A 13,942-nucleotide genomic window follows, 5' to 3' on the forward strand; every position below is an offset into this window, starting at 1 on the left:
TGTTAATTCAGTTCTGCGTGGTGGCGCTCAGTGAGCCAAATCCGGCAATCCACTCGGGGATAGGTCGGTAATAGCGGCCTTCACAGCGCCAGCGGCCAAACGCGGATAGCGCGGCAAAGGCGGCCACCCAGGTTTTAATTTCGTGCGTCGATTTGCCAGCCATTGCCGACAGTTCTTCGTTACTGACGGCATCGAGTTCCGCCAGCCGTCCCTGCTCCAGCAGGCTCATAAAACGGTTGTCCCAGACGGGGTTGAGCGGATAGAGCGAGTTCTGGTCTTCGGTAAACTGTTTCGCCGCGTTAATGACCCGCTGCTGGCGAAGCTCCCGCTCGTCCGCCGGCAGCTGCTTACCGCTGCCCAGCAGTCGGTCACGCATATGGGCATCGGCCTTCGTCAGCTCCGGCACAGGCGGTTGATGCGACAAGCCGCCAGAGCCAAGGATTAATACCCGTTTATTGAGGGTGCTAAGGAAAAGGCCAATAGCTTCACCCAGCATACGGGTACGCTTAAAGCCCGGCAGTGGCGATGCGACGCTGTTGATAAACACAGGCAGAACCGGCAGCATATCCAGCCCACCGAGCAGGAACTCCAGCGGTTGCGCAAAACCGTGATCCACCTGCATACAGTAAGAAACCGCCAGGTCGATCCCGTCCTTTATCACCGCATGGGCGCAGGCCTCCGCCAGCGCCGTCGGTACTGGCAGAACGCCACTGGCACTGCTGAAATCACCGATAGAGGTCGCCCCGATGCCTAAACAGAAAGGCGGCATCACATCGTAGAAAAAGCCGTTGTAGTGATCGGGGGCAAACAGCACCACCAGCTCCGGGTCGAAGGCGGCAATGCGCGTCCGCGCGTCGGTGATCACGCCATTGACCTCATCCAGCACCGCCTGTTGCGGGTCAACGTAGCCCACCAGCGGGGTATGCGAGAGGCAATGAAGATAAGCGTTCATATCAGGCCACCTGTTCAATCGGTGCTGTGGCCTGTGCGGCGGCCAGTTGCATTTTGCCCGCCAGCGCGTCAAGCTTTTTGCTCAGGGTTTGCGGAATAGCCACGGTAGCGACGAAGCGATCCGGGCGCACAACGGCAATGGAGGTATTGTGCTGCGCGAACCAGCTTTTCAGGCGGTTTTGCGTATCGCCGACGCGGGTGACACCAGGCACGTTGTCCTGTGCGCAATGAATCTGCACTTCCGGCACGACCCGGATAAACTGCACTCCGGCTGCGCGCCAACGGGCAATCTGTTCGTCGTTGAGTCCCCACAGCGGATTGCAACCCCAGGCGATAATGGCGAACCTGGCGCCAATCACCTCATCCAACAACGTCACCTGCCCCCCTTCAAGCGTGACCTTCGGCTGGATAAACATTTTGCCAACCGGGGATGTTTTCCCTTCGCCTTCTGCCAGCAGTGCACCGTCGTGATATTGCGGCATGGGCTTGAAGCGCATTTCAAGAAAGTAGCGTTTGACCGGTGGAAGATAGTTCAGCAGCCAGGAGATACCATCACGCACCGCACCATGCCAGCGTTTTGGCGGCGCCAGTACGTTACCGGCGGTGACCGACAGGTTGATCATCGCTTTGGCATGGTCCCTGCGCTCCTGCTGGTAACTGTCCAGCAACGATTCCCCGGCTTTACCATTAACCACCAGCACCAGTTTCCACGCAAGGTTAAAGGCGTCGCGCATGCCGCTGTTGTAACCCTGCCCCTGCCAGACCGGCATGATGTGCGCGGCGTCACCCGCCAGCAGTACACGATCCACGCGGAAGCGTTCGGCGATACGTGCGTTATGGGTGTAGACGCGCTGGCGGATCAACTCGACATTGTCCGGATCCGGCAGCACTTTGCTCAACAGTTGGCGCATTTTGTGCGGCTCGCTAAGTTGGGCCTCGGTTTCACCCGGCATCACCATAAATTCAAAGCGCCGTATCCCGTGCGGCAACGCGGCGGAGACATACGGGCGCACCGGGTCACAGCACAAATAGACATGCGGCGTCGCCAGTGGGTCGTTGGCGATATCGATAACCACCCATTGATTCGGCGCGGTTTTCCCTTCGAAGGGAATATTCAACGTGCGGCGAATAAAGCTGGCTCCGCCATCGCAGGCCACCAGCCAGTCGGCGCGAACGGTTTCCCGCTCGCCGTCGCTGCCTTTTATGTTCAAAGTGATACCGTCACTATCCTGGCTAAAAGCTTCAACTTCACGGGAAAACAGGCAGCGCACGTGGGGAAAGCGGCTGAGGCCGTCGTACAGCACCGCATCGACCTGCGGCTGAATAAACGCGTTACGGCGCGACCAGCCAAACTCATCGGTCATCGGCTGAATATCGGCAAAGCAGCGCCCTTTCGGGGTGAGGAAACGCATAGCATGCCATGGCGTGATATGCGGCAGCACCTTGTCCACCAGCCCCACCGCCTGCATCGCCCGTAGCGCCTCATCGTCGATACCGATGGCGCGGGGATAATCAATCAGCGACTCCAGCTTCTCAATCAGTAGTACGCTTACGCCCATCTGTCCAAGGTAGTTGGCGATCAACAGGCCAACCGGGCCTGCGCCCGCAATAGCGACCTGAGCAGTATCCTGTACGGACGGTTGGATATCAGGATTAGATATTGTCATTTTCAAGACCTCACGCTGCAGACAAATTGCCGCCCTTGCAGAGAATTCAACGGGGCATTTGTTAATTAAATGTAAATATATTTTTATTGTGAGGTCAGTATAGGTTCGGTAATTTGCGCTACAATAAAAAAATCATCCAGAGTGCACCTGGTGCACTCTATTGTTTAAGCTGATTTTTATTGAAAACGCATGAACGAAAACTCGTCAGCAGATTACAAAACGGTTCGCGGATTAAGCCGTGGATTATTGTTATTAAATTTGTTAAATAAATTCGACGGAGGCGCGACGGTCGGCACTCTGGCCGAGTTTAGCGGCCTGCATCGCACTACCGTCAGGAGGCTACTGGAAACACTACAGGATGAGGGGTATGTTCGCCGCAGTCGCTCCGATGACAGCTTTCGGTTGACGATTAAAGTTCGTCAGTTAAGTGAGGGATTTCGTGACGAACATTGGATTTCTGCCCTCGCCACGCCACTGCTTGGCGAGCTGTTGCAGGAGGTTTTATGGCCCACCGACATCACCACCCTTGATGTCGATGCGATGGTGGTGCGCGAAACAACCCATCGTTTCAGTCGGCTTTCCTTCCACCGGGCGATGGTTGGTCGCCGCCTGCCACTGCTGCTGACCGCCTCCGGATTGACCTGGCTGGCCTTCTCTCCGGAACATGAACGAAACCCAATAATCGAGATGCTGGCGGCCCGCCCGGAAGTGGAGTATCAGCTGGCGCGCGAGCCGGAAAAACTGGCCGCCATTCTCGAACGCACCCGACAAAACGGTTATGGTGAAAACTTTCGCGGCTGGCAGCAGGAGGAGAGAATCGCCTCTATTGCCGTCCCTGTCCGCCGCCAGCAGCGGGTTATCGGCTGCCTGAGCCTGATATATATAGCCAAGGCGATGACCATCGACCAGGCAGTGCAAAAATATCTTGCCTCGCTGCAGAAGGTCGCCTGGCAGATAGAAGAGCGTATGTCCGATGAAGAGGTTTTTTACTAAATAGCTTCGCAAAATAATAGATCACGTAAAAGGAACTCAGCCCGGATTGTATTACCTGTAAGTATTACGGGCGCTATGCTTTTCTTAGACGGAAGTCAGTGACAGTGTATGTAATGCCTTTTGTGTCAATTGACAGGAGGAATAAGCCAGTTACCCAGGCAGCAACAGCATTGCCACCCCGAAACAAAACATGACAGGGATAATTTTTCTCATCAATTACAATTTCATTATTTTGACTTTTATAAGTTACAACTTATTTTATTACCGATATTTATTAGCTGGTGCTAACCCAATAAACCACATTCACTAATGCCGCCAGCCACAATCAAGCCAGTGACACTATTGCCCGGTAGAATACGCCAACGTTGAGCTATATCCCGCACCTCACCGGAACGTTCACCCCAGATACACGCAATACCAGCGTCAAATGCCAGCAAATTTTCATTAGCCGGTCATGTGCCTGGAATAAAATACCCCTTTCACTATTCTGGACTTGTAATCTTATGCTCATGAATCACCGTAGACTTTTGGTATATGGGTACAGTGTTTATGTCTGGGCAGGATTGCTGGTCAGTGCTGCTGCCGTGGCTCAGGACAGACGACAGGTTGCTGAGCCAACCTTGCCCAGGAATGTCTGCACCACGTTGGAACCTGCTTCTGATTCATCTTCCCGCAACGATACCCTCCGTATACAGGACGCTATCAATCGATGCCCTGCAGGAGCTGCGGTACACCTGGCCAGCGGCCGCTTTATCAGCGGCCCGCTAACCTTCAAATCTGGAGTCACACTCTGGGTTGACCGCGATGCGGTACTGGCTGCCAGCACCGATCCACGGGTTTACGACAAAGACGGGCATTGCGGCAGCATTGACGACAAGGGAAACGGCTGCAGACCTTTTATATTGTTTCGGGGCACACAAGGCGGTGGCATCGTTGGTGAGGGTGTGATCGATGGGCAAGGAGGTGAGACTATGGTCGGGCATAAAGAGACCTGGTGGCAGTTGGCTCGTCGCGCGCAAGCTGAAGGCGGCAGACAGAACGTGCCACGTTTGATCGAGGTCGATAACTCGCGCGACATCACCTTCTACCAAATCACGCTGCACAATTCACCAAATTTCCATGTGGCCCCGAAAGGTGTCGAGGGTGCAACCTTTTGGGGGATACGCATTGATACGCCAGCTGATGCACGCAATACTGACGGCATCGATCCGGGTGCCTCACAGGATGTGACCATAACTCACAGCTTCATCCGCACCGGTGATGACAACGTGGCTATCAAGGCCGGTAGCGGCACTACCTCCCACATATCACTGATCGACAACCACTTTTATTGGGGACATGGACTGTCCATCGGCAGCGAGACGGTTGGCGGTGTCAGCGACATACTGGTACAGAACCTGACGCTGGATGGCACCACCTCGGGCCTGCGCATCAAAAGTGATGTCAGCCGCGGCGGGCTGGTTCGTAATGTACGTTACGAACACATTTGCCTGCGCGACAACCGCCGCCCACTGGATTTCGATACTCACTACACTCCCAACGCACGGGGCAACCAGATCCCGGTCTATCGCAATATCATACTTCGCGATGTCGTCGGCACATCGGGTAACCTGGTACTGCGTGGCTTTGACGCAGCCCATCCTCTGGGCATCATGCTGGATGGAGTTCGCTTCAACATGGACGCACACTGGCAGGTTGAATTCGCGCAGATACAAACCGGACCAGAAGGAACCCGTCCAGCGCTACCCGGAAAGCCTCTGGGTACAAATGTCTACGTTGGTTGCAGCCAACGCTGGGTGCCTTTTCCGGCCAAAAATAAAGAGCAGACTTTCCCGGCAATTCCCATAAAACGGTAAGCTGGTCACGGGGTTGTAGAGCAGGCCGCCTGTATCCGTTGCCAGAGTCTGGCTGAACGAAGAATCTGAAGTGAGTGACCAGGTAACAGTGAGTATGGGGCTGGCAAGTTCTGGAAAACGGGAAGAATACGAGTGAGAGTATTGCTGTGGCTGATGCCGCGCTTTACTGTGCAAAACAGCCATGGCGTATTGAATCCGGGAAGAAGGTACTGGGTGGTTGCATATTTTTGCCGCCACCCAAACGGGTTTACATAACAGAGAACGGATATTCGACAAACACGCGAATTTCATTACCGCCAATGTTGTAATCCGCCGCATCAGAAGAGACGCGCAATACGGAATAGCGCAGTTTCAGTTTCAGGTTTTTGGCAATGCCATTTGGCACTTTGTACTGCACCTGATTGAAGAACTCATGTTCGTGACCATTACTGCTGGCAGAGGTTTTAATGTTGTCACCACGCACATAAGCCACATCGTAACTCAGCCCCGGAGCACCGAGCCCGCTCAGGTCAACCGAATAAGCCACTTGCCAGGAGCGCTCGTCCTCACCATTGAAATCAGACCAGTAAGAGTTAGCCAGCCAAATCGTGTTGCCGCCATCGCCGATACCGCCATTTTTACGATAACCGCCATAATGGTAACCCGTGCTGCCACTGCTCTGTTGCCAGGCGATTTTGAAGGTATGGATATCCCACAACACATAGCTTGCTGCCAGGCTCCAAATCGTATTACTGCGCCCAGTATTCAGGCTGTCGGCATAAGACTGGTCAAGGCGAGAATTATAGCCGTTGAAGTCCAGAATTAATTTCTGGTCATTGGTCAGCGGTTGGGTGAACGTCATGCCAAGATATTGCTTGTTTTGCACATCCTGCACAGATGACGCATAAAAAGCGGCATTAAACTGGTCATTAAAGGCATAACGCGCGCCAGCAAAAGCCAGGCTGTTTAACCCACTGTCATGGCTGTCGTCGCTTTTTTACTGTTCTGCTGTGAAATAGCCTGCACTGATATCCAGCCCCCGTAGTTCCTGCGAATCCAACATGAAGCCAGTAAAAGATTCATACAGCAAACGGGATTCGTCGGCAGTAACAATGGGCAATGCCGGGCGCTGATTACCGTAGCTCAACACAGTATTGGAAAAGCGCATTTTGGCACGCGCGCCAAATTTGGCTAAGTCAGACTTCGCTTTGCCATCCTGATCCTGAGCAAAGAAGTCGATTCCGCCCGCGCCGCTACGCCCGCGACCACCATCAAGGCGCACTGCATACTGAGCAATACCGTCCACACCAAAGCCAACCGGCCCTTGAGTAAACCCGGAATTATATGTCGCAATAATGGCCTGACCCCATTCATCCCGGTCGCGAACACCAACGTCTTTATAATCACGCTTGATATAGGCATTTTTCAGCAATACATCCAGGTTACTATCTTCCAGAAAGCCGTTACTGGTCTGTTGCCCTGAGTCGGCCGCAGCCGCATTTGCCGACAAGACCAGCAAGGCGGCGAAAGGCAGTGATTTTTTCACGTTGTGTTTACCTGTGTTGTCTGTTTGTATAATTGCTTATTTGAATGAAAAACATACACCTCAATGTAACTACAGGTTACACAGGCATACAATTTGTCATTTTTACCAGGCAAACAAACGAAAAGTATTATCAATTGGTGCGATGGTTAGCAGACTGTGTGCTCAATAGTAAGGAAAACAGCAGCTTTGTATAAAAAACAGCCAAAAATTGCTATTTTTCATTTTTTCCTGAATGGCACTGGCAGTAACACCTTTTAAACTAACAATAAACCGGTCGAACAGCGCTTTCGTTCGCCGCGCGATCACTGACAAAATCCGCTTTACCATGGCGGTTACACTATAAGTAATTTCGGCAAGGGTATGCAAAGCAAGAACCCGGAGGAACTTTCCCGGGCAACAGCACAAAGAACACCACGGCCAGGCTGACCATAACTATTTACATTTACAATAAGTCGTTAGTCATTCTCATAAGAATTATAAATAACTTAAAGAAAACTTCCGAAATACTCATTACCGACACCAAATACCCCATTAACTAATTGACAAAAAAATCACGTATATCTATTTTTGTCGCCGTTGAGAAAAGTAATTTCAACAATGGATGAATATTTATCAACTAATATGGATTTATAAAATGAAAAAAACTGCAAAAGTATTTGCTTTACTGGCCGTTATTTCTACCTTAACTGCATGCAGCGGCACTATTCAGAACAAAGAGAAAGACTGCAGCTATGATTACCTGCTGCACCCGGCGGTTTCCATCTCTAAAATTATTGGTGGTTGTGGCGACACAGCAAAATAACCCACTTCGTCTGAAAATAATTATTCCGGCCAACATAATCATATGGCCGGAATAATTATAACTGTACAGCAAAAACTCTTGCTGTAGCTGGTTAATCAACAAGAACCGTTAATAGCCTCTTGCTGAACCCGCCGGGCGGCGTACATCATTTGCCCCATATAAATATCCTTCACGTACTTTCCCTGATACCGCACTATCGTTCCCTGAACTGGCAGTACTGACACCCGCAGCGCCTGGCAGCCCAACCATAATCAACTCCGCCGCGCCCCAGGGAGTTTGTTCCACCATTTTATACCCCATCCCTGCCAGGATTTTTAGTGTATCTGCCGAGACGCCACGTTGCTCATAATAAACCTCATCTGGCAACCACTGGTGATGGATACGTGGTGCATTCACCGCCTCCTGCGGCGCCATACCAAAATCAATAATGTTCAGAGCTGTTTCCAGAGTGATAGTAATAATGCGTGAACCACCAGGTGACCCAAGCACCAGAAAAATTTTCCCGTCTTTAGTGACCAGAGTTGGGCTCATTGAAGAGAGAGGCCGTTTGCCCGGTGCAATACTGTTTGCCGCCCCCTGAACCAGCCCATACATGTTTTTAGCTCCCACCTTAGTAGTGAAATCATCCATTTCATCATTCATAAAAAAGCCAGTACCCGGTGCCATCACCACCGCCCCAAAACGTCCATTAATGGTATAGGTGGTGGAGACGGCATTGCCTGCGCTATCCACAATGGAATAATGGGTAGTTTCCGGTTTTTCATGAGGTGCAACCCCAGGCTTTAAGGATGATGAAGGCGTGGCTTTATCTGCAGGAATGGTTGCCCGGATTTTTGCTGCGTAATCCTTACTGAGCAGTCTGTCCAGAGGGTTTTTAACAAACGCCGGGTCGCCAAGATAGGTATTCCTGTCAAGGTAGGCATGGCGCATTGCTTCTGTCAGAGTATGGATAGCCGCAGCGGAGTTGAACCCCATAGATTTCAAATCATACCCTTCCAGTATATTCAGCGTTTCACACAGCGTGACGCCCCCTGAGCTGGGCGGCGGTGCCGAAACGAAGCGGTAACCCCGGTATGTGCAGGTAACAGGCGCGGTTTCTGTCACCCGATAATTGGCAAAATCTGCGGCTGAGATAACCCCACCGCCTTTTTTCGCCGCGGCAGCCACTGCTTGTGGAATACGGCCTTTATAAAAAGCATCGGTCCCCTGTTTCGCTATTGCTTCCAAAGTCTTTGCCAGGTCACGCTGCACCAGCCTGTCCCCTGGTTGTAATGGAGAGCCATCCGGGCGCAGGAAAATACTGGCGATGTACGGGTCCTTTTTGAACCTCTCCACCGTTGTGTCGAGGACGTCCGTATCCGCCCGGGTGAGAATGTACCCTTCCCGGGCCAGCTTAATGGCCGGAGCCATAACCTGCTCACGCGTCAACTTACCGTACTTCTGGCGCGCCGTTTCCATGCCCAGCACAGTGCCGGGTACACCAGATGCCAGCCAGCCATAAAGGCTCGCCCCTTTGACCAGGTTACCATTTGCATCCTGGTACATCCTGACGCTGGCTCCAGCTGGTGCCATCTCGCGAAAATTAATGAAGGTATCTTTGCCGTCAGCGAGGTGGATTGTCATAAATCCACCGCCGCCAATATTTCCACAACAAGGGTTTACTACAGCTTCGGCGTAACCTACCGCAACCGCCGCATCAATGGCATTTCCCCCTTGCTTTAAAATTGCCAACCCGACTTTGGTCGCCAGGTCCTGAGATGTTACGACCATCCCATGTCGTGCTTCTGTTGCTGGCGCCGAAGCCGCATAAATCTGGCTACTGACCAATAACGCTGCGATGGAAAGCGCCCCTTGCCATTTTCTTATTAGCATTGTTACTCCTTGCCTGTTATGTAAAAAAAGCCTGCAACTTTGCAGGAAGGGTAATCCATTCGTGCAAGAGGCAGGCCAATTTAACTATAGGCAAATCCAGGCTGAGTGCTTATTTAATTATTTATAAAACAGCCAGATATATTCTCAACAGCAAACATTTTAACCATATATTTTTTATGCCTTTATAAACAGATAAAAACTATGCACACCGTCGGTGCAAGCTATTTCCCCAGACGGGATAGCATTTCCGGGCGCATAAATTTATGAATGACCAGCATAAACAGCACCGAAGGCAGTAACAGAATTAACGCGGTTATCGACGATATCTGGTAATTACCAGACATGCTGGCGGTATAAAGCATAATCGGCAATGTCGAAATATCCGGCGCACCAACAAAAAAAGTGCCAGTAAATTCATCCATTGATTCCAGAAAAACAAAGATACTCGCGGCGATTATCCCGGGTGCTGCCTGAGGCAAAATAATGGTGAAGAAAGTGTATACCGGCCCGGCTCCCAGGTTACGGGCAGCTCTGGCCTGCAATGGGTCTGTGGCTGAAAACGCAGCAACACTTATCCAGACGGAATACATTAACCCATGCACACTGTGTACCAGAACCACCCCCAGTACCGTACCATTAAGCCCCCACAGGTAAAACAGGCGGGCAACGTTCATATACACAGTCAGGTTTGGGAATGCCTGTGGGACAAGAAACAGCAACATGAACACCAGGCGTAACGGCATAGTACGTTGAGCCAGGGCATAACCCGCAGGCACAGAGACAACCAGGCAAACCAACACGCTCAGTAGCGCAATTCCGAGGCTGGTAAATAATGAACCAGAAACATCACTATAAGGGCTGAATACCTGAAACCAGTATTTTAAACCCCACTGGCTGGGCAGTGCATGAGGGAAAAACCAGCTTTCCGCCACACTCCAGATAAGTAAATTAACAACCGGTCCAAGCAGAACTAACACCAGAAAAATAACCAGCAGTGTTTGCCAAAACCGCCCACTATACATCTGCAAAATACGCCGAGGTAATTTGACTGATACCGGAACAGGTAACATTGCCGATGCCATTACTGGCCCCCTTTTTCTTTCAGGCTGTAGCGTAAATAAAACCAGGACAACACAGCACAGATTCCCCAGGAAACAATACCCAATGCACTGGCAACCGGGTAATCACCATAAGAGTTCACACGAAAAGCCATATCAACTGTCAACATGCCGGGGGAACCGGTGCCAATCATTAAAGGGACAGAAAGCACAGACAACATCATCACCGTGGACAACACCAATGCCACACCCAGGGTGGGCAGAACTTGCGGCAGAATAATAGTAAATAAAATGCGTATTCTGGACGCGCCCAAATTCCGTGCTGCCTGAATTTGCGCCGGATCTACCGCCGCCATCGCCCCGGCAACTAATAACGTGACAAAAGCAAATTGCTTCCAGACAAAGGTAATAATAATGCCTTTCCACCCTAAAAATGACACAGTTTCCAGTGGGTTAGCCAGGCCGGTCGCCACCAGCGCATTGTTCATTAATCCATTTTTTGCCAGGAACGTTCGCATCATTTGCGCCGTGACAATAAAGGGAATAAACAGCGGTAACCGGTACAATAAGCCCAGTAACCGGACTACTTTTTGCCAGGGAGATAACACAACTACTGCGGAAACTGTTACTGAAATCACTGCCAGTAACACCAGAGAAATCAGCACGATAACTACAGAAAAAACAATATCATGCGAATAGAGCGAAAAGACTTTACGCATTGGCTCAAGGCTGAATTCTGCCTGCTTACCGGTGAATGCGGTAACCAGAGAAGCCCCCATCGGCCAGATAAACAGCAGGCTTATCATTAGTGCGGCAGGTGCGACTAACAGATATAACTGAATGTTTTTATTTCTCATCCCAGGCTGTCCGACTACAGAATTAATGACAAAAATACGCCCGGGTGAGCAACCCGGGCTGAATAATTAATTTGCGACCTGGCTTTCATAACCTTCTTTGATGTCATCAAAATAAGGTGCTATAGGAAAACTTTTGCCGTATTCAGCCAGCGCCTGAGGTGTAATTTCAGCAAACAGCTTTTCCCAGGTAGCGGTATCCAGCTCTGGTTTTACATATTTCGCGTCAATCCCCGGATACCAGTTAAATTGCTTCACAATCCCCTGAGCCTGAACAGACGGGCTGGTTGCCAGGCTGATAAAATCTCGCGCCAGCTCAGGGTGTGCAGCTTTAGCAGGCAGGACATAATACATTGGTTGCCCGGGCATCCCTGGCGCTAACAGCGAAAGTTTAATTGACGGAGGCAATTTGCCCTGGTCTTTCCAGCTATAAAACATATCCACCCACACTGGGCCCATAGCTATCTCACCACGGCTCAGCATGTCGAGAGTACCTGCATTACCCGGTGTAAATGTCACATTCTGATTAAAGGCTTTAAGTTTCTGGAATGCTGGCACCCAGCTTTGCTCAATGGCTTTATCATAGGGACCAGCAGACAGACGCATGGCATCTGTACCGCCCCAGGCATAGATCCACCCCACCACAAAACTGACACCCGACATCCCGTTTTTGATACCGTTATACCCAAAGGCTTTCGGGTGTTTTTCTACCCACTGCACTAACTCGCTATAACTTTTTGGTGGTTTTTTTACCAGGTCACTATTCCAGGCGATGGCCGTCTGGCTCAAAAACATCGGCATGACATAGCCATCGACATTCACACCCAATGCATTTTTCGCATTCTGCGCACTGACCATTTTGCCTTCAGGAATAGAATCCCGGTAACGTGCCAGCAAGCCTTTTTCCACCAACTCACCACCTGCTTTCTGGTGCACCACGGCAACATCCATATCCCACTGTTTTACGCCACTCGCCTGCTGTGCCGATAGCTTCTCCATAATTTTATTCGAACCGGCATCTCCCGGCCCTGTTCCTATAACGTTCACTTTAACGCCAGGATGTGTTGCTTCGAATTTCGGTGCTAAAAACGTTTTCACGTAATCCACCATATTCTGGTCACCGGCTGTTGCCACATTAAGCACTGTATCCCCCCAGGCTAAGGGTGTAAGCAGCCCGCAGGAAAGTGACGCCATTACTGCCAATTTTTTTATGGAAAACATAATTATCCCCAAAATATTAATGAACAATAAGCCGTTACATTGCACGAGCAAAAATGTGCAAGGATGGCGCTGGAATATGGAGTGTTACCGGGGTTTGCTGCGCCCAACAGTTGGGAGCATCAGCAAACAGCATTTGATTATTGACCCGCACACCATGGCGGTAGTTGTGGCCGAGAAAAGCCGACTGTTCGACAACCCCGTGCAGGCACAGCCCGGGACAGGTGTGGTCAGTATGTTCACTGGTAATGGTGACATCCGTGCTGCGAAAATAAATTTCACTTTCCCAGCTTTCCGGCTGTGGCCTGACACAGTCAGGCAATTGATCTGATAACCAGACCAGCCGGTTATCTGCTCCCATAAAGTCGGCAACGAATGCCGTTGCCGGGTGTTGATACACGTTTTCAGGGGTATCGAGTTGCTCAATGGTCCCCTGGTTCATGACCGCGATCCGGTCTGCCATCACCAGCGCCTCTTCCTGGTCGTGGGTAACAATTAACGAGGTAAAACCCAGTTTTTCCTGCAATGTTTTTATTTCATGGCGTACGCTCAGGCGCACTTTTGCGTCCAGATTTGAAAGTGGTTCATCCAGCACTAATACATCAGGTTCAATAGCCAGAGCACGGGCCAGAGCCACTCGTTGCCGCTGACCACCAGATAATGCCGCCACATTTTTATCCGCCATCCCTTCCAGATTGACCATGGCGAGTAAATCCATTATTCGGCGCTGGCTTTCAGACTTGCCGACTTTACGCACCTTCAACCCAAAACCAATATTTTGCGCCACGGTTAAATGAGGCCATAACGCATAACTTTGAAAAACCATGGTGATATTACGTTGTTCAGCAGGCAGCAGTGTAATATTGCGCCCACCAACAGAAATCTCACCAGACAATGCAGGAATAAACCCACATAAGGTATTTAGCAAAGTGGTTTTCCCGCAGCCAGAAGGCCCCAACAATGCAAGCATTTCGCCTTTATTCACCGACAAATCAATGTCACGCAGAATAATCTGTCTCCCGTATCCGGAAGTTAACTGGCTGATTTGTAAATAGCTCATTGCCTTTTAACCTGAGTTCGGTTGTTTTTTTCCTGAATGAACACGTGTTCACTTGTCTGTAAAAAAAATGCAACCTTGGATCGACA

Annotated in this window: 10 protein-coding genes and 1 pseudogene; 3 read left to right on the top strand and 8 right to left on the bottom strand. The window is 50.7% G+C overall.

Annotated elements, in window-relative coordinates; translation table 11 throughout:
• Positions 1 to 7: 7 nt before the first annotated feature.
• Positions 8 to 952: a 2,3-dihydroxyphenylpropionate/2,3-dihydroxicinnamic acid 1,2-dioxygenase gene (mhpB, locus tag MPHASIOC01_RS17315; protein WP_353612974.1), complete on the bottom strand. Its 945-nt coding sequence runs from the start codon at positions 950 to 952 to the stop codon at positions 8 to 10.
• A 1-nt stretch (position 953) separates the two neighbouring features.
• Positions 954 to 2,618 (bottom strand): bifunctional 3-(3-hydroxy-phenyl)propionate/3-hydroxycinnamic acid hydroxylase, encoded by a 1,665-nt coding sequence (locus MPHASIOC01_RS17320; protein ID WP_353612975.1) that lies wholly within the window; start codon positions 2,616 to 2,618, stop codon positions 954 to 956.
• Between the two features lie 189 nt (positions 2,619 to 2,807).
• Here MPHASIOC01_RS17320 and MPHASIOC01_RS17325 point away from each other — a divergent pair, with 189 nt between their 5' ends.
• Together MPHASIOC01_RS17325 and MPHASIOC01_RS17330 are read left to right on the top strand one after the other, a co-directional pair.
• On the top strand, positions 2,808 to 3,611 hold the full coding sequence (locus MPHASIOC01_RS17325) for a DNA-binding transcriptional regulator (protein WP_353612976.1): 804 nt from the start codon (positions 2,808 to 2,810) through the stop codon (positions 3,609 to 3,611).
• 503 nt (positions 3,612 to 4,114) lie between these two features.
• On the top strand, positions 4,115 to 5,467 hold the full coding sequence (locus MPHASIOC01_RS17330) for a glycosyl hydrolase family 28 protein (RefSeq protein ID WP_353612977.1): 1,353 nt from the start codon (positions 4,115 to 4,117) through the stop codon (positions 5,465 to 5,467).
• Between the two features lie 247 nt (positions 5,468 to 5,714).
• Here the strand turns inward: MPHASIOC01_RS17330 and MPHASIOC01_RS17335 are convergent.
• Positions 5,715 to 6,992, bottom strand: a pseudogene (locus tag MPHASIOC01_RS17335) (OprD family outer membrane porin).
• Positions 6,993 to 7,626: 634 nt separating this feature from the next.
• On the opposite strand from MPHASIOC01_RS17335, the gene MPHASIOC01_RS17340 reads away from it, so the two are divergent.
• Positions 7,627 to 7,794 carry a DUF4223 family protein gene (locus MPHASIOC01_RS17340; RefSeq protein WP_064600315.1) on the top strand — a complete coding sequence of 56 codons (168 nt, stop codon included), beginning with the start codon at positions 7,627 to 7,629 and terminating at the stop codon, positions 7,792 to 7,794.
• 108 nt (positions 7,795 to 7,902) lie between these two features.
• On the opposite strand, the gene ggt is transcribed toward MPHASIOC01_RS17340, so the two are convergent.
• The 5 genes from ggt to MPHASIOC01_RS17365 form a co-directional block, all read right to left on the bottom strand.
• Entirely contained in the window at positions 7,903 to 9,666 is a 1,764-nt protein-coding gene (gene ggt, locus MPHASIOC01_RS17345) for a gamma-glutamyltransferase (RefSeq protein WP_064600317.1), read from the bottom strand.
• 221 nt (positions 9,667 to 9,887) lie between these two features.
• Complete coding sequence (locus MPHASIOC01_RS17350; protein WP_064600720.1) at positions 9,888 to 10,688, bottom strand: ABC transporter permease; 801 nt, start codon at positions 10,686 to 10,688, stop codon at positions 9,888 to 9,890.
• A 59-nt stretch (positions 10,689 to 10,747) separates the two neighbouring features.
• Positions 10,748 to 11,581: an ABC transporter permease gene (locus MPHASIOC01_RS17355; protein WP_064600319.1), complete on the bottom strand. Its 834-nt coding sequence runs from the start codon at positions 11,579 to 11,581 to the stop codon at positions 10,748 to 10,750.
• 66 nt (positions 11,582 to 11,647) lie between these two features.
• Entirely contained in the window at positions 11,648 to 12,772 is a 1,125-nt protein-coding gene (locus MPHASIOC01_RS17360) for an extracellular solute-binding protein (RefSeq protein ID WP_369937221.1), read from the bottom strand.
• Between the two features lie 61 nt (positions 12,773 to 12,833).
• Entirely contained in the window at positions 12,834 to 13,856 is a 1,023-nt protein-coding gene (locus MPHASIOC01_RS17365) for an ABC transporter ATP-binding protein (protein WP_064600323.1), read from the bottom strand.
• Between the last annotated feature and the right edge of the window lie 86 nt (positions 13,857 to 13,942).

Source organism: Mangrovibacter phragmitis, from assembly GCF_040429585.1.
Taxonomy (GTDB): Bacteria; Pseudomonadota; Gammaproteobacteria; order Enterobacterales; family Enterobacteriaceae; genus Mangrovibacter; species Mangrovibacter phragmitis.

Bases quoted from the DNA above. Each gene is read 5' to 3' on its own strand.
- mhpB (WP_353612974.1), bottom strand. From the start codon at position 952: ATGAACGCTTATCTTCATTGCCTCTCGCATACCCCGCTGGTGGGCTAC.
- MPHASIOC01_RS17320 (WP_353612975.1), bottom strand. From the start codon at position 2,618: ATGACAATATCTAATCCTGATATCCAACCGTCCGTACAGGATACTGCT.
- MPHASIOC01_RS17325 (WP_353612976.1), top strand. From the start codon at position 2,808: ATGAACGAAAACTCGTCAGCAGATTACAAAACGGTTCGCGGATTAAGC.
- MPHASIOC01_RS17330 (WP_353612977.1), top strand. From the start codon at position 4,115: ATGCTCATGAATCACCGTAGACTTTTGGTATATGGGTACAGTGTTTAT.
- MPHASIOC01_RS17340 (WP_064600315.1), top strand. From the start codon at position 7,627: ATGAAAAAAACTGCAAAAGTATTTGCTTTACTGGCCGTTATTTCTACC.
- ggt (WP_064600317.1), bottom strand. From the start codon at position 9,666: ATGCTAATAAGAAAATGGCAAGGGGCGCTTTCCATCGCAGCGTTATTG.
- MPHASIOC01_RS17350 (WP_064600720.1), bottom strand. From the start codon at position 10,688: ATGTATAGTGGGCGGTTTTGGCAAACACTGCTGGTTATTTTTCTGGTG.
- MPHASIOC01_RS17355 (WP_064600319.1), bottom strand. From the start codon at position 11,581: ATGAGAAATAAAAACATTCAGTTATATCTGTTAGTCGCACCTGCCGCA.
- MPHASIOC01_RS17360 (WP_369937221.1), bottom strand. From the start codon at position 12,772: ATGGCGTCACTTTCCTGCGGGCTGCTTACACCCTTAGCCTGGGGGGAT.
- MPHASIOC01_RS17365 (WP_064600323.1), bottom strand. From the start codon at position 13,856: ATGAGCTATTTACAAATCAGCCAGTTAACTTCCGGATACGGGAGACAG.